14 protein-coding genes and 1 pseudogene are annotated in these 19,939 nt (G+C 65.7%); 5 read left to right on the top strand and 10 right to left on the bottom strand.

From position 1 onward, the window contains the following. Positions 1 to 37: 37 nt before the first annotated feature. From fdhE to fdnG, 4 genes are all read right to left on the bottom strand, one after another. Positions 38 to 973, bottom strand: a complete 936-nt coding sequence (fdhE, locus tag ACP26O_RS26475; RefSeq protein WP_175655056.1) for a formate dehydrogenase accessory protein FdhE — start codon at positions 971 to 973, stop codon at positions 38 to 40. 107 nt (positions 974 to 1,080) lie between these two features. After that, on the bottom strand, positions 1,081 to 1,707 hold the full coding sequence (locus ACP26O_RS26470) for a formate dehydrogenase subunit gamma (RefSeq protein WP_175659527.1): 627 nt from the start codon (positions 1,705 to 1,707) through the stop codon (positions 1,081 to 1,083). Beyond that, positions 1,704 to 2,618, bottom strand: coding sequence for a formate dehydrogenase subunit beta (fdxH, locus tag ACP26O_RS26465; protein ID WP_105788813.1), 915 nt, complete (start codon positions 2,616 to 2,618; stop codon positions 1,704 to 1,706). Before fdxH ends, ACP26O_RS26470 begins: the two co-directional genes overlap by 4 nt. A gap of 10 nt (positions 2,619 to 2,628) precedes the next feature. Further along, complete coding sequence (gene fdnG / locus ACP26O_RS26460) at positions 2,629 to 5,700, bottom strand: formate dehydrogenase-N subunit alpha (protein WP_175663101.1); 3,072 nt, start codon at positions 5,698 to 5,700, stop codon at positions 2,629 to 2,631. 139 nt (positions 5,701 to 5,839) lie between these two features. On the opposite strand from fdnG, the gene ACP26O_RS26455 reads away from it, so the two are divergent. From ACP26O_RS26455 to ACP26O_RS26445, 3 genes are all read left to right on the top strand, one after another. Next, the gene (locus ACP26O_RS26455; RefSeq protein ID WP_011658406.1) at positions 5,840 to 6,772 is read left to right on the top strand and encodes a YihY/virulence factor BrkB family protein; all 933 of its coding nucleotides are present in this window, start codon (positions 5,840 to 5,842) and stop codon (positions 6,770 to 6,772) included. Between the two features lie 444 nt (positions 6,773 to 7,216). Beyond that, a complete protein-coding gene (locus tag ACP26O_RS26450) occupies positions 7,217 to 8,374 on the top strand; it encodes a porin (RefSeq protein WP_175659529.1) in 1,158 nt (385 codons plus the stop codon). A gap of 387 nt (positions 8,375 to 8,761) precedes the next feature. After that, entirely contained in the window at positions 8,762 to 9,235 is a 474-nt protein-coding gene (locus ACP26O_RS26445) for a VOC family protein (protein WP_105831430.1), read from the top strand. 472 nt (positions 9,236 to 9,707) lie between these two features. On the opposite strand, the pseudogene ACP26O_RS26440 reads toward ACP26O_RS26445, so the two are convergent. After that, a pseudogene (locus ACP26O_RS26440) lies at positions 9,708 to 10,364 on the bottom strand (aminoglycoside adenylyltransferase domain-containing protein); the annotation flags it as partial. Positions 10,365 to 10,629: 265 nt separating this feature from the next. Then, positions 10,630 to 11,079 carry an HU family DNA-binding protein gene (locus ACP26O_RS26435; RefSeq protein WP_006754477.1) on the bottom strand — a complete coding sequence of 150 codons (450 nt, stop codon included), beginning with the start codon at positions 11,077 to 11,079 and terminating at the stop codon, positions 10,630 to 10,632. Positions 11,080 to 11,337: 258 nt separating this feature from the next. Here ACP26O_RS26435 and ACP26O_RS26430 point away from each other — a divergent pair, with 258 nt between their 5' ends. After that, entirely contained in the window at positions 11,338 to 12,456 is a 1,119-nt protein-coding gene (locus ACP26O_RS26430) for an acyltransferase family protein (RefSeq protein WP_175663103.1), read from the top strand. Between the two features lie 494 nt (positions 12,457 to 12,950). Here ACP26O_RS26430 and galU read toward each other — a convergent pair whose 3' ends face one another. Next, complete coding sequence (gene galU, locus ACP26O_RS26425) at positions 12,951 to 13,838, bottom strand: UTP--glucose-1-phosphate uridylyltransferase GalU (protein WP_006754479.1); 888 nt, start codon at positions 13,836 to 13,838, stop codon at positions 12,951 to 12,953. 229 nt (positions 13,839 to 14,067) lie between these two features. Next, complete coding sequence (locus ACP26O_RS26420) at positions 14,068 to 14,379, bottom strand: hypothetical protein (RefSeq protein WP_165752584.1); 312 nt, start codon at positions 14,377 to 14,379, stop codon at positions 14,068 to 14,070. 45 nt (positions 14,380 to 14,424) lie between these two features. Here ACP26O_RS26420 and ACP26O_RS26415 point away from each other — a divergent pair, with 45 nt between their 5' ends. Then, a complete protein-coding gene (locus tag ACP26O_RS26415; protein WP_175663104.1) occupies positions 14,425 to 15,600 on the top strand; it encodes an acyltransferase family protein in 1,176 nt (391 codons plus the stop codon). Between the two features lie 413 nt (positions 15,601 to 16,013). On the opposite strand, the gene ACP26O_RS26410 is transcribed toward ACP26O_RS26415, so the two are convergent. After that, positions 16,014 to 18,476 (bottom strand): glycosyltransferase family 4 protein, encoded by a 2,463-nt coding sequence (locus ACP26O_RS26410; RefSeq protein WP_175663105.1) that lies wholly within the window; start codon positions 18,474 to 18,476, stop codon positions 16,014 to 16,016. Then, positions 18,473 to 19,939 carry an oligosaccharide flippase family protein gene (locus ACP26O_RS26405; RefSeq protein ID WP_011658395.1) on the bottom strand — a complete coding sequence of 489 codons (1,467 nt, stop codon included), beginning with the start codon at positions 19,937 to 19,939 and terminating at the stop codon, positions 18,473 to 18,475. The genes ACP26O_RS26410 and ACP26O_RS26405 overlap by 4 nt, the downstream gene beginning before the upstream one ends.

The raw sequence follows: 19,939 nt of genomic DNA, 5'->3' as shown, positions 1-19,939 counted from the left end.
GCGCCGGTGCTCGCGCGCCCGCCCCGGCTGCCTGCCGTCAATCCGCTTCGCGCGACATGTCCGGCCACAGCAGCGGGTTCGGCGAACTGCGCTGGTAGCCGGCTTCATTCATCAGCAGATCGAGCGTGAGGCTCGCGAGATCGTCCGCGAGCGGCTCGAACTCGTAGTCCTTCTCCTGATAGCCGATCTTGCGATAAGTCTTGCATTCGTCGCACGACTCGGCCTTGATGGCTTCGCTGCCGCCCTCGATCCCGTGGTAAGCGATGCCCTTGGTCGAGTCGCAGTGCGAGCATTTCGTGCGCACCATGTGCCACTCGGTCGTGCACAGCCCGCACTGCAGGAAACGGTAGCCCTGGAACTGGCCGCCGACGCGCACGACGCTCGCGACCGGATGCGTGCCGCACACGGGGCACAGCCCCGGCTGGTCGAGATACGGGATCTCGGCCGGCGCGATGCGGCTCGCGAGATCGGTCCAGACGACCTGCAGCGCGGCCATCAGGAACGGCGCAGTGGCCGGGTCGACCTCGGCGAAGCGCAGCGCGAGGATCGCCTCGGCCTGCGCATCGAGTTCGGCGGGCGACATCAGGCGCAGCCGGTCGAGCAGCTTCGCGAGCTGCGGGTTGACGAGCCCGGCGCCTTCGACGCGGTCGAGCAGCTCATACAGCACCGCGCGCCAGCGCGGATCGCGCTCGCCGCCGAGCGCCGGCACGAGCGGCATCGAATGCTGCTGCGCACGCGCGATTGCTTCCTTCGACGGCAGCGGCAGCTCGAGCGTCTGCAGCGTCGCATGCTGGGCATCGGCAACCGTGGCCATCAGCCGCAGGTAGCCGCTGATCGGGTTCAGGTCGGCCAGCTTGCGCAGCCGCGCGGCGCGCGCCGAAAACACGGTGGCGCGCTCCGGCAGGCGAAAGCGCGGAATGGCCGAATGATCGAGCGCCGAGATCTCGGTCGGTTCGAGAATGCGTTGTGTCACAAATATGTCTTCCAAATAAGTAAGCGCCGACGAATCGGCGCTTCTGGCGATTCCGGCGGGTGGCGAAACGGTACGCCGCAATCGGCGAACCGTTCCGCTCCGGTGCGTTATTTCACGCTTTCACGGAACCACTTCGGGTGATGCTTGCGGGCCCAGCCCAGCGTGACGGTGCCGCGCACCATCGCGCCGATCGAACCCTTCACCCACAACGCCGCGTAAATGTGCACGATGATGCTCACGATCAGCACGAAAGCCGCCACGGCATGCACGACAGCGGCCGCGCGGATCACCCCGATCGGGAAGTAGAACGAGAAGTAGCGCCGCCAGATCACGATCCCCGACAGCAGGAGCAGCAGCAGGCACGCCACCAACGTGAAGAATAGCAGCTTCTGTCCGGCGTTATAGCGCCCGACGGGCGGCAGCCTGTCTTCCCGGTTGGTCACCACGTCGTCGATCTGCCTCAGCCACTGCCGATCGTCCGCGTCGAGCACGTTGTGGTGCCAGAAGCGCACCACGAGAATCGCGAACGACACGAACATCACGAGGCCGACGAACGGATGCAGGATCCGCGTCCACTGGCCGCCGCCGAACAGCGCGGTGAGCCAGAACATCGACGGATGAAACAGCGCGAGCCCGGACAACGCGAGCAGCACGAAGGTGATCGCGGTGATCCAGTGGTTCGTGCGCTCGTTCGCCGTGTAGCGGACGATCAGGTTGGGGTCGTCGTGATTCATTTTGCGTCCTCCTCGATGCGTCGCGCCTCGTCGCGGGCGGCGGCCTCGTCTTCCGCGGTGACCTCGTTCGGACCGACGCGGATGTAGTGGAAGAATCCGGCGAGCGCGGTCAGCGCGATGCCGGCGACCGCGAGCGGCTTCGCGATCCCCTTCCACAGCCTCACCATCGGGCTGATCGACGGATTGTCGGGCAGCCCGTGATACAGCGACGGTTTATCCGCGTGGTGCAGCACGTACATCACGTGCGTGCCGCCGACGCCCTGCGGGTCGTACAGCCCCGCATGCTCGAAGCCGCGCTCCTTCAGGTCCTCGATCCGCTCGGCCGCGTGCTGCTTCATGTCCTCCTTGGTGCCGAACACGATCGCGCCGGTCGGGCAGGTCTTCACGCAGGCCGGTTCCTGGCCGACCGCGACGCGGTCGGAACAGAGCGTGCACTTGTACGCGCGATGATCCTTCTTCGAAATCCTCGGAACATTGAACGGGCAGCCGGTCACGCAATAGCCGCAACCGATGCAGTTCTCCTCGTGGAAATCGACGATCCCGTTGTTGTACTGCACGATCGCGCCCGGCGACGGGCATGCCTTCAGGCAGCCCGGATCCTCGCAGTGCATGCAGCCGTCCTTGCGGATCAGCCATTCGAGGTCGCCGGCCGGGTTCTCGTATTCGGAGAACCGCATCACCGTCCACGAGTGCTCGGTCAGGTCGGCCGGGTTGTCGTACACGCCGACGTTGGTGCCGACCTCGTCGCGCAGGTCGTTCCACTCCATGCATGCCGTCTGGCACGCCTTGCAGCCGATGCACTTCGATACGTCGATCAGCTTCGCGACGCTCCCGGTCACCGGTTCGCGCGCCGTGGGCGGCGGCGTCGTGGTGGCCGAGACGCGCTTGATATCCAGCGATTGCAATGCCATCTCTTTCCCCTTACGCCTTTTCGACCTTCACCAGGAACGACTTGAATTCCGGTGTGTACGAGTTGCCGTCGCCTACGGACGGAGTCAGGGTATTGGCGAGATAGCCGGGCTTCGTCAGACCCTTGAAGCCCCAGTGCAACGGGACGCCGACCGTCTGGACCTTCTTGCCCTCGATCATCAGCGGCCTGATCCGCTTCGTGACGAGCGCGACCGCGACGATGTAGCCGCGCTTGGACGACACCTTCACGCGATCGCCGTGCGCGACGCCGACTTCCTTCGCGAGGTCCTCGCCGATCTCGACGAATTGCTCGGGCTGGATGATCGAGTTCAGCCGCGCATGCTTGGTCCAGTAATGGAAATGCTCGGTCAGCCGGTACGTCGTCGCGACGTGCGGGAACTCGGACACCTTGCCGAACGACGCGCGGTCGCCCGGGAACACGCGGGCGGCCGGATTGTTCAGCGCCTGCGGGTTGTTCGGGTGCAGCGGGTTCGCCGCGAGCGGCGTCTCGAACGGCTCGTAGTGCTCGGGGAACGGACCTTCGTTCATCCCCGCGCGGGCGAAGAAGCGCGCGACGCCTTCCGGGTTCATGATGAACGGCCCCATCCCGGTCTCGGGCGATCCGTCCGCCTTGAAGTCCGGCACGTCGGCGCCCTTCCACGCGCTGCCGTTCCAGCCGATCAGCGTGCGGGTCGGATCGAACGGCTTGCCGCTCACGTCGCACGACGCGCGGTTGTACAGGATCCGCCGGTTCGCGGGCCATGCCCACGCCCAGTTCAGCGTCTGGCCGATGCCGGTCGGGTCGGAGTTGTCGCGCCGACCCATCTGGTTGCCGGCCTGCGTCCATGCACCGCAGAAGATCCAGCAGCCGCTCGCGGTCGTGCCGTCGTCCTTCAGTTGCGCGAACGCGGCGAGCTGCTCGCCCTTCTTCACGAGCGTCTTCGTCGGATCCTTCGGATCCGGCAGATCGGCGAGCGCGCGCCCGTTGAACTCCATCGCGAGCTCGGCAGGCGTCGGGCTTTCCGGGTTCGCATACGGCCACGTGAGGTTCACGATCGGGTCCGGATACTTGCCGCCGTCCTTCTGGTACATCTTGCGCATGCGCAGGAACAGCCCCGACATGATCTCGAGATCGCTCTTCGCCTCGCCCGGCGGCTCCGCGCCCTTCCAGTGCCATTGCAGCACGCGGCTCGAACTCACGAGCGAGCCGTCCTCCTCAGCAAAGCAGGTGGTCGGCAGACGGAACACCTCGGTCTGGATCTTCGACGAGTCGACGTCGTTGTAGTCGCCGTGATGCTTCCAGAACTCGGACGTCTCGGTCGCGAGCGGATCCATGATGACGAGCCACTTCAGCTTCGCGAGCCCGGCGGCCGTCTTCACCTTCGACGGCGCAGCCGCGAGCGGGTTGAAGCCCTGGCAGATGTAGCCGTTCATCTTGCCTTCATTCATCAGCTCGATCGCCTGCAGCAGGTCGTACTGCTTGTCGAGCTTCGGCAGGTAGTCGTAGCCCCAGTTGTTCTCGGCGGTCGCCGCATCGCCCCACCACGACTTCATGAAGCTGACGTGGAAGGCCTTGTAGTTCTTCCAGTAGCTCAGCTGGTTGGGCCGCAGCGGCTGTTGCGTGCGCTTCTTGAGGTAGCCGTCGAAATCCTGTTCGGACTGCATCGGCAGCGTCATGTAGCCCGGCAGCAGGTTCGACATCAGCCCGAGGTCGGTCAAGCCCTGGATGTTCGAGTGGCCGCGCAGCGCGTTCATCCCGCCGCCGGCGATGCCGATGTTGCCGAGCAGCAGCTGCACCATCGCGCCGGTGCGGATCATCTGCGCACCGATCGAGTGGTGGGTCCAGCCGAGCGCGTACAGCACCGTGCCGGCGCGGCCGGGAACGGCCGTAGTCGCGAGCATCTCGCACACCTTGAGGAATTTCTCCTTCGGCGTGCCGCACGTCTGCTGGACCATGTCCGGCGTATAGCGCGCGTAATGCTGCTTCATCAGGTTGTACACGCAGCGCGGATGCTGCAGCGTCGGGTCGACCTTCACGAAGCCGTCGTCGCCGCGCTCGTAGTCCCAGCTCGATTTGTCCGGATACGCGTGCTTCTCGGCGTCATAGCCGGAATAGATGCCGTCGTTGAACGCGAAATCCTCGCGCACGATGAACGAGAAGTCCGTGTAGTTCTTCACGTACTCATGCTGGATCTTGTCGTTCGTCAGCAGATAGTTGATGACGCCGCCCAGGAAGACGATGTCGGTGCCGGTGCGAATCGGCGCGTAGTAGTCGGCCACCGAGGCCGTACGCGTAAAGCGCGGGTCGACGACGATCAGCCGCGCCTTGCGGTGCGCCTTCGCCTCCGTTACCCACTTGAAACCGCACGGATGGGCCTCGGCTGCATTGCCGCCCATCACGAGAATCACGTCCGCGTTCTTGATGTCGACCCAATGGTTCGTCATCGCTCCACGGCCAAACGTCGGGGCAAGACCTGCCACCGTCGGGCCATGTCAGACACGCGCCTGATTGTCGAATACGAGCATCCCGAGGCTGCGGACAGCCTTGTGCGTCAGGTAACCGACTTCGTTGCTGCCCGCCGACGCGGCCAGCATGCCGGTGGTCAGCCAGCGGTTGACCTTCGCGCCGTCTTCCGCCGTCTCGACGAAGTTCGCGTCGCGATCGGCCTTCATCAGCTTCGCGATCCGGTCGAGCGCATCGCCCCACGAAATGCGCTCCCACTTGTCCGAGCCCGGCGCCCGGTATTCGGGATGCGTCAGGCGGCTCGGGCTGTGGATAAAATCGATCAGGCTCGCACCCTTCGGGCACAGCGTGCCGCGGTTGACGGGATGGTCGGGATCGCCTTCGATATGGATGATGCTCGGCTGCGCGTTCTTCGCGCCGTCACCGAGGCTGTACATCAGGATGCCGCAACCCACTGAACAATAAGGACAGGTGTTGCGGGTTTCGACGGTGCGCGCCAGCTTGTACTGTCGGACTTCGGCAAGCGCTTCGGTCGGAGAAAAGCCCAGCAGGGCAAGACTCGATCCGGCAAGCGACGTGGCCGTCACCTTCAGGAACTGGCGCCGTGACATTTGTAGCATGATGGTCTCGGCGTCTTTGTGGGGTAAGGAGAAACTGAAAGGATTATAGACATTGAGCGCAACTATGATGCAATCCTCGGATCAATACCGATTTGTCTGATCCACCTATGTCCGGCGATCAGCGCGCAACCGAACCGTCATGAAACGACAGATCACATCCGAAGCGACCCGCCTCGCGCAACAGCAGGCCAACTGGGCGCTCAACGCATTCAAGCGTTTCTCTTCCCACCGCTGCTCGGCGATGGCCGCGAGCATCGCGTTCTTTTCCGCGTTCTCGCTCGCGCCCACGCTCGTGATGGTGATCGCCGTGGCCGGCTGGTTCTACGGCGACGAGGCCGCGCGCGGCCAGGTGTTCGAGCAGGCCCACCAGCTGATCGGCGACGATGCGGCGGCCAGCATTCAGACGATCGTGCAGAACGCGCATCGCGCGGGCGAGCGCGGCGGCATCGCGACGCTGATCTCGTTCGCGGCGCTCGCGATCGGCGCATCGGCGACCTTCGCGTCGCTGAACACGGCGCTGAGCGTGATCTGGCCGAACTCGGAAAACCGCTGGTCGAGCATGCTCGGGCTCGTGCGGGTGCGGCTCATCTCGTTCGGGCTCGTGCTCGGCGTCGCCTTCCTGCTGATCGTGTCGCTCGTGCTCGATACCGTGATCACGTTCATCGGCACATGGCTGCTCGGCGATTCTCCATACGTCGCGATCACCAACGTGCTGCAGCTCGTCGTCGGCGTCGCGGTGCTCGCGGGCGCGTTCGCCGTGCTGATGAAGTTCCTGCCCGACGCGCACGTCGCATGGCACGACGCGGTGATCGGCGGGATCGTCTCCGCGATCCTGTTCTCCGGCGGCAAGAAGCTGTTCGCGCTGTATCTCGCGCGGGCCGGGACGGCCAGTGCATTCGGCGCGGCCGGATCGTTCGCGGTCCTGCTGATGTGGCTGTACTTCTCGGCGGCCGTGCTGCTGCTCGGCGCGGAATTCGCGGCCGCGCGCGGCGATGCGCATCGCGGCGCACGCAATGCTGCCGGCGTGCCCGCGCCGATGGATCCCACCGCCGATCGCACACGCGACGACTGATACTCAGCGCAGCTTGCCTCGCATGCGGCCGCGCCTCTCGCGCGCCGCCGCGCGCCGCATCGACTCCCTACGCGACCGCGTTCCTTTTCGCAATCACCCGGCCCCACCGCGCGTTCACGCGTGTTGATGCGATTTTTGCATCGGCCCGGTTGGGCCGCTGCAACGGCAAACGTTTGCTCGCCTCGATTCCTGCGTGCCACCCCACGAAATTGGCCCTTCCGCTGCCGAGCGCATCGCCCACTGCAACAATCGCGCCGCAACAAATGTCAACTGTTTCAAAAACAGGAACGGTCGTTGATGTGCTTGATATATATAGACTTTTTCATGCTGTTACCTTTTCGAGACACTTTATTTTTTGAGCTTTCTTGCATGGTTGGCACTGAGCTATTCTCCAATCCGCAACAAATAACGAATGACGAATCATTTGCGTGGAGATACTCAACGATGAAGAAACTCGCTCTCTCGACCCTCTCGCTCGCCCTGCTGGGCGCCGCCGGCGCTGCTCATGCTCAGTCGAGCGTGACGCTGTACGGCGTGATCGACACGTCGATCGCATGGGTGCACGGCAACGACGGTCAAGCCAACAACTCGTGGCAAATGCTGTCGGGCAACCTGCAAGGCAGCCGTTGGGGCCTGAAAGGTGCTGAAGACCTCGGCGGCGGCCTGAAGGCGATCTTCCAGTTGGAAAACGGTTTTGATCCGGGCACGGGCCACCTGAACCAGGGCGGTCGCATGTTCGGTCGTCAGGCATTCGTCGGCCTCCAGAGCGACCAGTATGGTACGCTGACGCTCGGCCGCCAGTACGACCCGCTGGTCGACCTGGTCCAGGCAGTCACGGCTGACAACTACTTCGGCAGCGTGATGGCAACGCCGGGCGACGTCGACAACAACGACAACTCGCTGCGCGTCAGCAACGCAATCAAGTACACGTCGCCGGTCTGGGGCGGCTTCCAGGTCGAAGGCATGTACGCCCTCGGCGGCGTTGCAGGCAAGACGGGTTCGGGCCAGACGTGGTCGGTCGCGGCTGCCTACAACAACGGCCCGGTCGGCGTTGCAGCAGGCTACTTCTACGCAGCCAACCCGTCGCCGACGACGGCTGTCGGCCGCGCAGGCTGGGGTTCGACGACGTCGGACGCGATCTTCGACGGCCCGATCAACTCGGGTTACGCAACGGCGAAGTCGATCGCCATCGCGCAAGTCGCAGGTCAGTACGCACTGGGCCCGGTGACGTTCGGCCTCGGCTACAGCAACGCACAGTACAAGCCGGATGCATTCTCGGGCTTCGGTTCGACCGAAAAGTACAACACGGGCCGCGCGTTCGTGACGTACCAGGTCACGCCGCCGCTGCTGCTGGGCCTCGGCTACTCGTACACGCGAGCCAGCGGCGACACGAAGGCGAAGTACCACCAAGTCGGTGTCGGCGCGGACTACTCGCTGTCGAAGCGCACGGACATCTACCTGGTTGGCGCATACCAGCACGCGAGCGGTACGCAGCTCGTCGACGGCGTGCAGCAAAGCGCGCAAGCGTCGATCGCTTCGTACGGCTTCGCCGGCAAGAGCTCGGCCGAACTCGTCGCGCTCGGCATTCGTCACAAGTTCTAAGAAGTACGTTTCCGGTGTGCATGGCGTCCTCGACGCCATGTCGCCGAACTGCAAAACCAGTCATCGGCTTCGGCCCTGGCTGGTTTTTTTTCGTCCGTTGCCGGCAGCGCCGTGACGGGCTACGACCGCTGCCGGGCCCTCGGATACGGCAACCGGTCGCGAGCGGCGCCTGGGGCCCCTGTCGCGCGCGGGAAGCCCCTTTGAACGCCTGCCGGACACGTCGCGCTGTCGACTCGGATGCGCCGCTTTCCCGACTTCCCGATTCCCTGATCCTCCGATGTGAAGCACGTATGCTTCGACATGTCGATTTCGACACGCTTCATTCGTCGTATCGATGACGGCATGCAGCCTGGCCGTCCCTCATCGACAGCAGACAGGAGACGCTCCATGACGATTCAGAAGATCACGCCGTTCCTCTGGTACGCAACGGAAGCCGAAGAAGCCGCGGCCTTCTACACGGACATTTTCCCGAACTCGCGCGTCGTGCGCGTCACGGCGGTGCCCGGCACCAGCGGCACCCGGATGGTCGAGTTCGAACTGTTCGGACAGCCGTTCACCGCGATGAGCCACCCGCGCACCGAGACGTTCAACCACGCGATTTCGCTGATGGTCAGTTGCGCCGACCAGGCCGAACTCGACCGTTACTGGAGCGCGCTGCTCGACAACGGCGGCACGGCCGACGGCTGCGGCTGGCTGCGGGATCGCTTCGGCGTGTCGTGGCAGATCGTGCCCGACGCACTGATCCCGATGATGACCGACCGCGACGCGGTCAAGGCGGCACGTGTGGCCGCGGCCATGATGCAGATGACGAAGTTCGACGTCGCCGCGCTGAAGGCTGCGTACGCGGGCACGGCGGGCTGACGAAGGTACGGGTGTCGCGCCGGTGTTCGCGGGGGGGCTGGGGCGTTTGTGGCGCTGGTGCGTTCGGGGCGTTCGTTCGGGCTGCGCGTTCGGGCTGTGCGTTCGGGCTGTGCGTTCGGGCGTGCGTTCGGGCGTGCGTTCGGGCGTGCGTTCGGGCGTGCGTTCGGGCGTGCGTTGGGCGTGCGGTCGGGGCGTGCGTTCGGGGCGTGCGTTCGGGGTGTGCGTTCGGGGTGTGCGTTCGGGGCATGCGTTCGGGGCATGCGTTCGGGGCATGCGCTCGGGGCGTGCGTTCGGGGTGTGCGTTCGGGGTGTGCGGTGTGCGCTCGGGGTGTGCGCTCGGGGTGTGCGTTCATCGCGCGCGTGCGGCCCGCGCAATGATCGCGTCCTGCGACGGATTGCATCGCGTCGCGACGCAATCGCAAGGCCGCGGCCATTCGCACACCGCTACGTCGACAGCATCGCTTCGATGATCCTCCGCATAGCGCACGAAGGTGGCGACCGGTTCGCATAACGGCGGGCTCATCGGCGCCGTCGCCGTGCAGAAAGACGCTGCGTGCGGCCGACAGGACGGGTCGGCGCGCGTCGGGCAAGGGCGCCAGTACCTGCACCGCGGCGAAGTCCTTCGGCGCGATCTTGCCGGTCACGGCGCTTTACTGGATGCGGCCGCGCGCGGCCCGAGCAGCGCAACGTCGTGCCGCCGGATCTTCGTCAACAGGATCGCGAGATCGTGACCGACGCACGGCGACTCGACGATGCCCGCGCGTAGATCGCGGCGGAGCCACTCATCCAACTGCATCGCGCGGCGGGTCGGATGACGCCATGACACCACGGCACCACGTCACCGCGCACGACGATCGTCGCTTCCAGCGGGCGCATGTGCGCAGTGCTCCCCGGCAACGCCGACACATCGAGCAAGTCGACCATCAGCGCGCACCACACCGCGACGCTTCGCCCGGCGATGCGGCAATCGTCATCAGCAGGTCGATCTCGCTGCGCGGTTTCACCCGCCGTCGAGCGCCGGGCCCAACAGATGTATCGCCAGCAGTGTCGCGCCGAAATGCCGTTTGAGCGCGGCGCACGCGGCAGCCATCTGGCCGGCAACTCGACGGGAACGATTCGCCGCGTTCATGACGCGAGACTTGCGCGAGGCGCAACGCTGCAAAGCTGTGCGCCGCGCGCACGCACGCACGCATGGACGCACACAGCGATCCTGCCGTCCGCATGAACGGCCCGCAGCACGGGATACGCACCAATGTCACGCCGCATCCGCACAGCGCGACCTCACCCCCGCGCGCTTTGCGCAGCGCAATAAAAATCCCCGCACGCTTTCGCGTACGGGGACCGTCGGACATCGTAACGGTCGCCGACTTGCATTCGGCGGCCGTTACGCGGCATTACGCAGCCGCGTCCTTCAGCTTCTTCAGCGCACGTGCCTTCACGCGCACGCTGGCCGGCTTTGCCGGGAACCAGCGCTCTTCGCCCGTGAACGGATCCTTGCCGAAGCGCTTCTTCTTCGCCGGCACGACTTGCGCCGTGATCTTCAGCAGACCCGGCAGCGTGAACTCGCCTGCGCCCTTCTTGTGAACCGAGCCCAGCACGACGTTCTCGAGTGCGGTGAGCACTGCCTTGACCGCCTTCACTTCGACAGCTGCACGCTCAGCGATGTGCGTTGCGAGCGATGCCTTCGTGAACTTGTCCTTCAGCGGCGTCGGAGCAGCCGGTGCTGCCTTCGCGACAGCCTTCTTGGCCACTACTTTCTTCGCGGGCGCAGCCTTTTTTGCAGCCACTTTCTTGGTGGCCGGTGCGGCAGCCTTCTTGGCCACCTTTTTTGCGGAAGTCGCCATGTTTCTCCTACCAGGTGTGGTCGTTGGATACACGAAGCGTGCAACGCGCGCGCTTCAACGCCGGATTCTACAAGCGCCTCGACGCTTCGTGCAGTACTTTTATGCGTTTTCGCGGGGTTTCCCGCAGGTTTTGTTGCGCGCGACCGACTTCATCGACGCTCGAACAGCGAAAAACAGCTCTACGTATACGCCCGAACGCGAATTACGTTCGATATTTGCACACCTATACTGACCTCGCTCAGTGCCCCGGATGTCTTCATGCGCGAAGTCAGATACGTCAAAGGACTCGACGGCCTGCGAGCCATCGCCGTCATCCTCGTTTTCCTGTCCCACAAGGGCCACGTCCTCGCTGTCGACGTCGGCAAGCTCGGTGTGTGGACGTTTTTCTTCATCAGCGGATTCCTGATCGTCGGCGAACTGCATCGCAACCGTCAGGCGATCGAATGCGGCACGATGGGTCGCCGCCACGCGCTCGCGCTGTTCCTCGCGAAGCGCGCGCTGCGGATCTTTCCCGTCTATTACCTGCTGCTCGCCGCGCTCGCGATCGCGCACGCGCTGTTCTACCAGCGCGGCGTCAATCTCGGGCTCCCGTGGCACGCCGCGTTCCTGTCGAACTACTGGATCGGCGTCGTCAAGGACGGCTGGCCGGGCTCCACGTCGCACTTCTGGAGCCTCGCGGTCGAACAGCAGTTCTATCTGATCGCGCCGCTCACGCTGCTCGCGGTGCCGGCCGCGCGCCACGTCGCGCTCGGCGTCGCGGCCGTCGCGCTATGCGCGCTCGCGCATCTCGCGCTGTACGCGTTCGACGCGTCGCCGGTGCTGATCTACGCGTTTTCCCCGTGGAATTTCGCGCTGATCGCGCTGGGCGGCGTCGGCGCGATGGCGCTCGCCGATCGCGGCCCGACCGTCGTCCGCCGCATTCCGCCCGGCTGGCTCGCGGCCGTCGGCGTCGTGTTCTTCCTCACGCTGCCCGCGTTCACGGCGCTGCCGGACATCGTCTCGGGGCTCGTGGATCTCGGGCTGTCCGTGTCGCTCGGCGCGCTGATGCTGTGGATCGTCACCGAGCCCGACCATCCGGCGGTGGCGCTGCTCGACCGGGCGCCGCTCGTCTATCTCGGCACGATCAGCTACGGCTTCTACCTGTTCCACAACCTGATTCCGACACGTTTCGGCGAGATGCCCGCGCTGTTCGCACACGTGCCGATGCCCGGCATCGTCCGGGAGGCGCTGCCCGAACTGCTGCAGTTCGCGCTCGCGGTGCTGCTTGCCCATCTGTCGTGGCGCTATCTGGAAAGGCGTCTGCTCGACTTCAAGAAGCCGATCGCCGCGATGCTGGCCCGCTACTTCGTCGCGCGGCCGAGCACGTCGCCGCGCTGAGCGGAACAGTCGTCCGCGCGCGACGCAAGCGGAAAAACATGCTTGGGGCCCGCGACGCCGGGCACCGAAACGGTGCGGCCGGCGGCCCCGTTCGTCCGTCGGGAACACGCATTTCGTCGGCGGATGAAAGCGCCGCTGCGCTAACGTGGCGCTTCGTCGACATCACCGACCCAGCATCAACGACGGCTATCGCCCCACGCAATCTTCGTCCCTGAAGCAGCGCGCAAGCGGCACGTCAGCGCCGGTTTCATCGCCACTGCGTCCGGCAGCCAACGCACTGCGCACCGCGCACCGCGCACGCGAAAACCGGCTCGCGCGTTACGGCACACCGGAATCGCCACGCACGCCCCGGTTCGATCTCGCCTTCAACCGCGCCGACTACTCCGCACCGCGCGCCCCTCGCGCTTCGCCCACACGCAAAAAAGCCCCGGCGCACAAGGCAGCCGGGGCCAACGGAACAACCACCACCTGAAACAGCGGAGCAGCGTGGCTGCTTATGCGACAGCAGCCAGCGCGGGCAGGCAGGTACGCAGGTACGCCTCGAATTCGCGGCTCACTTCCGGATGCTGGAGCGCGAGCTCGACAGTCGCCTTGAGATAACCGATCTTGCTGCCGCAATCGAAACGCGTGCCGAAGTAACGATACGCGAGCACCTGTTCGTTCGCGAGCAGCGACTGGACGGCGTCGGTCAGTTGCAGTTCGCCGCCGGCGCCCGGCTTGAGCTTGCGCAGATGGTCGAAGATCGTCGGCATGAATACGTAGCGGCCGACCACGCCGAGGTTCGACGGCGCGTCTTCCGGCGCCGGCTTCTCGATGATGCCCGACAGCTTGATGATGTCCTCTTCCCACTCGCGGCCCTCGACGACGCCGTACGAGCGGCTGTCCTCGCGCGGGATCGTCTCGACCCCGATCACCGAGCTGTGATAGTGGTCGAACACGTCGACGAGCTGCTTGAGCACCGGCTGTTCGCCGTGCAGCAGGTCGTCCGCGAGGATCACCGCGAACGGCTCGCCGTGCACGAGCTTTTCCGCGCACAGCACCGCATGGCCAAGACCGAGCGCTTCCGGCTGGCGCACGTAGAAGCAGTTCACGTGGCTCGGCTTGATGCCGCGCACGAGCTCGAGCAGCTTTTCCTTGCCGCGCGCCTCGAGTTCGGCCTCGATCTCGTAGGACTTGTCGAAGTGATCCTCGATCGCGCGCTTGCTGCGCCCCGTCACGAAGATCATCTCGGTAATACCGGCGTTGATCGCTTCCTCGACCGCGTACTGGATCAGCGGCTTGTCGACGACGGGCAGCATTTCCTTCGGGCTCGCCTTCGTTGCCGGGAGGAACCGCGTGCCGAGACCGGCAACGGGAAACACGGCCCTGGTGACTTTCAACATGTTCGCATCCTGATTGCGTTGACTGCGCCGCGTCGCCCTGCGACCCGGCGCGATTGTTTTCCGAACGGCATATCGAGAATCGACGGTACGGCCAATTCCACTCCGCTCATTTTCGATATGGAACGATTGCCCATGTTTCCGGAATAATAGATAATCCGCTGATTCGGTCGATATTGCCGACCCGATTGCCGAAGCAGAAACAAATTACCGATTTTCCGGATACAAATTCTTACGAATCGAATTCCTCGATAAACGGGACGCCGCCCCGCTCGAGACCGGGGCGAATCGGCTCGTTCTGCAGCGCCTCGCGGTACGCCGACAGCACGGCCATGACCAGCAGTACAGCCGCGCTAGCGATCCAATGCATGTCCATCTTGCCGCTCCTTGCTTCAATCAACTGGAGCTTCAAACTATCAGAAAAAAATCCGCAAATAATTGTAGCGGCTGCCAAACCGCTTTCAGAGCCGGCTAAAACCACTATCTGAAATACCATTATTTCACGGCGGGATTTTTTTATTGATTCGATCGAATTCTTGCGCATTACGATTGGACCATCCCCTTCATCCGTCGCAAGGACTCGAATCGCATGCAAGCTTCCAGCGGATCGCCTTTGACCGCGCCGCCCGTCGCCGACCACAAGGAACACGTGATCGACGCGATGCGCGGGTTCGCGGCGTTGCTCGTCGCCTATTTCCATTGCCGCCAGGTCGTCTGGGTCGGCATGCAGAGCTTCCATCGCGCTTACGGTCATGCGCTCGACCCGAGCGTGATCGTCGGCTACCTGACCTTCCCGTTCGCGTGGGGATCCGCCGGCGTGCCGATCTTCTTCGTGATCAGCGGCTATTGCATCCACCGCAACGCGGCGCTCAAGCTCGCAGCCAATCCCGCGTACCGGCTCGACGCCCCGAACTTCTGGGCGCGCCGCTTCGCGCGGATCTACCCGGTGCTGCTCGCCGCGCTGCTGTTCACGCTCGCGATGGATGCGGTCAGCCTGCAGATCGCGCCCGTCAGCCACAAGATCCGCGACGTCGGCCTCACCGCGTTCCTCGTGAACCTGTTCTCGCTGCAGGGCGTCGCCGGCTACACGTACGGGTCGAACGGCGCACTGTGGACGCTGTCGCTCGAAGTGCAGTTCTATGCGATCTACCCGCTGCTGTTCGCGCTGCGCCGGCGCATCGGGATGCCGGCCATCGTGGCAACCGTCGCGCTCGTCAACGTCGCGTCGGCATGGTTGCTCGAACGGCACGACCTGCAGTTCTTCACGTCGTACTGGCTGTCCTGGACGATCGGCGCGTGGATCGCCGACGTGCGCGCACAGCCGGCACACGGGCCGGCCGCGGTGCCGTCGCGCGCGTGGTACCTGGCAGCTGCCGTACTGCTGGCGGCGGGCTGCGGCGCGTTCCATATCGGCCAGTACGGCGCATTCCAGCTGTGGGCGGCCGGCTTCGCGTGCTTCCTGTACCGCGCGCTCGCGTGCCCGCCGCGCCCGACGCCGCTGCTGCGCGTGCTCGGCTGGTTCGGCGACTTCAGCTATTCGCTGTACCTCATCCACCTGCCGCTGTTCGTCTGCCTCGGCTCGGTGCTGTTCCATTCCGAACTGCAACTGTCGATCTGGCCGTCGTTCGCGTTCATGGCCGCCGCGATTCCGGTCGCCTACGTGTTCTACCGGCTGTTCGAACGCCCGGCGATGATGTGGTCGGCGAGCCTGAAGCCGACGCGCAGCGCTCGCGTCGTGGCGCCGGCCCCGGAACGGGCTGCCTGAGCGGCGCCGTTCCGGCGCTCACCGCCCCCGCCCGGCCTCAGGCTGCGCGGGGGTTTTTCATAGGCGGGACGGGCGCCGACATCCATTCGCGCGCCGGGTCGCGGCAGGGACCCGGTACGCGAGCATCCCAATCGAGCCAGACGGCCGTCAGGGCGGCCGCACTGCCGTCGCGTCGCCAACCCCTCACCAGCTACGCGCCATGACCGTACGGCGCCGCTCAGGGCGTTCCGTCAAGCGATCACGGCGCGGGCGACAGCCGCGTTCGGGTGATCCGTGCGCGAACGCCGCATCGGCCCATCGAGACCCCCATCGCCCAACCGAGCGACACGCGCCCCAAAAGCAAAGCCCCCATGCAGCACGACACCGCATGAGGGCTCGTTTCCCGACGCATCGCGCGTCGGAGCGCACCGCGCCTACCGCTTCTTCGCCTTCGCGGCCTTCGCCGTATCCGCGAGAATCTTCTCGACCCGCTCCACATAAGTTTCGGTGCCGAACCGGCGCACCGCGGTCGCCCGCCCGCTCGCGACGAGCCGCTCGCGCAGCGCGGCGTCGTGCTTCAGCCGGCCCAGCGCATCGGCCAGCGCGGCCGCGTTGCCCGGCTCGCAGAGCAGCCCGTTTTCCTCGTCCTCGATGATCTCGACGACCCCGCCCGCGCGGGCCGCGACCACCGGCCGCCGCGCGAGCATCCCCTCGACGATCACGCGCCCGAACGGCTCGGGCGTGATCGACGTATGCGCGACCACGTCGACCGCCTTCATGCACGCGGCCACGTCGCGCTGGAACCCGAGGAAGTGGACGCGGTCGCCCATCCCGTGACGCGCGACGATCTCGTGCAGTTGCGCCGCGTATTCGTCCTCGCCGAACAGCGGCGCGCCGACCAGCACCACGTGCATGTCGGGATGGCGTGCCGCGGCCTCCAGCAGCAGATGCTGCCCCTTCCAGTGCGCGAGGCGGCTGAACGAGCCGACCAGCCATGCGTGCTCGGGCAGCCCGAAGCGCGCGCGCAGCGCGGCCTGGCTGGCATTGTCCAGCGCGTCGAACGGTTCGGCCGAAATGCCGTTGAACACGACGTCGACGTGCTGCGGCGTGAAGCCCGTCAGCGCGCGAAACGCCTGCGCGGACGCGTCCGAGTTCGCGATCACGCGTGTGACGCCGAACCGCGCGCAGTACTTGATCGCCATCAGCTGCTTGCTGCCGAAATGGTCGCCGCTGACGATGTCGCGCAGGTGCCATACCACCGGCTTGCGCGCGAGCCGCCCGGCCAGCGCCGCGACCACCATCGCGCGTTGCGTGTTCGCGTAGATCACCTCGGCGCGGCGGGCGCGCCGCGCGACGTCGCGCACCAGGCCAGCGAGCCGCTTCAACGCGCCGACCGACACGCCACCCTGCTTGCGCACGCCGGCGAGCGCACCCTGGTCGAGCACGTCGACGCGCGCGCCGATCTCGTCGAGCGCCGCACGGAACGGGCCGTCATCGAACAGCAGCACGTCGGCGTTCGCGCGCATGTGTTTCATGATCTCCAGCAGCGACAGCTCCGCGCCGCCGAGCACGCCGCTCTGGTCCAGCACCAGCGTCGCCGGGCCGTGCGCGGCCGGCATCGGCGCGGCGCTGCCGCGCTGCGCGGTCGCGCCGGGCAGCGCGGCCTCCACATAATCGAGAAAACGCCGGCGGAACGTGTCGGCGGAGAAGCGCTCCGCATTCGCGCGGCACGCGTGCGGCGTGAAACGCTGCGGCGCGCGCTCGAAATCGTCGACCGCCGCGACGATCGCGTGCGGCGTCTGCTCGTCGAAGAACAGGCCGGTCGGGTTCGCGTGCGAGCGCGGCTCGAGCACGGTTTCGAGCGCACCGCCCTTGCCGTACGCGATCACGGGCGTGCCGCACGCCTGCGCCTCGACTACCGAAATCCCGAAATCCTCCTCGGCCGCGAACACGAACGCCTTCGCGCGGCGCATCCGGTCGTGCAGCACCGCGAACGGCTGGTAGCCCATGATCTCGACGTTCGGGCCGGCCTTCGCGCGGATCTTCTGCATCTCCGGGCCGTCGCCGATCACGACGAGCTTGCGCTCCGGCGTGCGCGAGAAGGCCTCGACGATCAGGTCGATCTTCTTGTACGGCACCATTCGCGACGCGGTCAGGTAGAAATCGTCCTTCACCTCGTTCAGCGAAAAGCCATCGACGTCGACCGGCGGGAAGATCACCGCCGCGTCGCGGTGATACACCTTGCGGATGCGTCGCGCGATGAACGCCGAGTTCGCGACGAACCCGTCCACCGCGTTCGCGGTGCGCGTGTCCCAGTTGCGGATGTAATGCAGGATCATCCGCGCGAGCAGCGATTTCGGCCCGTGCGTGAGGTTCGACTGTTCCAGATACTGGTGCTGCAGATCCCACGCATAGCGGATCGGCGAATGCACGTAGCTGATGTGCATCTGGTCCGGCCCGGTCAGCACACCCTTCGCGACCGCATGGCTGCTGGAGATCACGAGGTCGTAGTCCGACACGTCGAGCTGCTCGATTGCGAGCGGCATCAGCGGCAGGTAGCTGCGGTACTTGGTGCGCGCGAACGGCAGTTTCTGGATGAACGAGGTCGTCACCGGCTTGCCGCGCACGAACGCGCGATCGTCGAGAAAATCGACGAGGCTGAACAGGTCCGCGTCGGGAAAGCACGCGACGATCTGTTCGAGCACGCGCTCGGCGCCCGCGTACGTGACGAGCCAGTCGTGGACGATCGCCACGCGCACCGGACGCGACGCATCGCGTGCGCCCGCCGGCGCGGCCGTTTCGGTCCGGCGCAGCGCGGTGGCGCCGCCGGCTTCGGCCACGGCGGCGTCCGCCGCGGCCACGTTCAGGATGGCGTGTTCCGCCAGATCGCGATTCATATGGTTTTCCTCGCATTGAGACGGACGAACAGGTCGCGCACGAGTGCGCGCAGCCCCGGCGTCATCGTGAGCGACCACGCAAGGTTCAGCAGCAGCACGACCGCGCACAGGCCGATCGACTCGCCGAGCCCGGACCACGCTTGCGCGAGAAACAGGCTCGCGAGCAGGAAGGCGAGATGCGCGAGCATGTCGAGCAAGATCGCGCGCATCCGGATTGCCGACAGGTAAAGCAGCACGCCGTAGTCGACCAGCGCGCGGGCGGCAACGACCACCGCCGCGCCGATCAGCCCGAAGTGATGAATGCCGAACCACAGGCCGCCGACGAAGAACGGCATCTCGACGAGCCCGGCGAACGCCGCGCGGGCCGGGTTGACCTGCGACTGGATCAGGATCCGCGTGACGCTCGCCTGGCCGACCAGCCATACGCTGATCACCAGCACGCGGCCGACCGGCGCGGAATGCGCGGCGAGATCGGCGCCGACCCACAGCGTGAGGAACGGCGCGAGCGCGAAGATCGCGACGATGCCGACCGGCGTGAACACGCCGTTCAGGAATTCGAGCGACTGGCGCGCGAGCGTGTCGGCGTGATCGCGGCCGACCGCCGACAGGCGCGGGAACAGCGTGCGCACCAGCGCGTTCGGCAGCATGTTCAAGCGCGTGACGAGGTTCTGCGGCACCGTGTAGTAGGTGACGAACTTCGCGCCCATGCCGGCGCCGAGCATCACGCGATCGAGCGTGTCGGCGATCATGCTCGTCGTGCTCGCGATCAGCATCCAGCCGCCGAAGTTGAACAGCCCTTTCGCGGTGCCCCATTGCGGCGGGTCGATGCGCCGGATCCCGAGCACCTTGATGCTCGCGTGACCGAGCATCACCGCCGCGACGAGCCGCGCGACGACCGCGGCCGCCAGCACCGTCTGCAGGTTCGGCGCGATCCACCATGCGGCGCCGAGCGGCAGCAGCTGGAACAGGAACGTGCCGATCGTCTGGTTCGTGTTGAACACGCCGAACCGTTCGGCGCCGTTGATCGCGCCGGCGAACACCCACGACACGTTCGCGAGCGGAATCGCGAGCGCGAGCCACGGCAGCGCGAGATACACCTCGTGCTGCATCGCCGCCGACACCTTCGTGAAATACGCGGTGTAGACGAACGCGCCGAAATAGATCAGCAGGCCGCCCACGATGCCGGTGCCGAGGTTCAGCCAGAACGCGCTCCAGAAGACCCGCGCGCTTTCGTCCGCGTTGCCGCTCGCGAGCGCCTTCGAGATGTGGTTCTGCGCGGCCATGCTCATCCCGAGATCGAGGATCCCGAAATAGCCGATCAGCGTCCACACGAGGCTGACGACGCCGTAGCGTTCGACACCCAGCGCGTGGATATAGGCGGGCACCGTCACCAGCGACACGAAGGTCGGCAGGATCAGCCCGATGAAGTTGATCGAAACGTTCTTGAGTATGCCTTTGTCCAT

The sequence above is a fragment of the Burkholderia sp. R-40 genome, from assembly GCF_049942845.1.
GTDB lineage: Bacteria > Pseudomonadota > Gammaproteobacteria > Burkholderiales > Burkholderiaceae > Burkholderia > Burkholderia ambifaria.
Note: the sequence above shows the minus strand (reverse complement) of the source record. Positions and strands in the feature narration are given on the sequence as shown.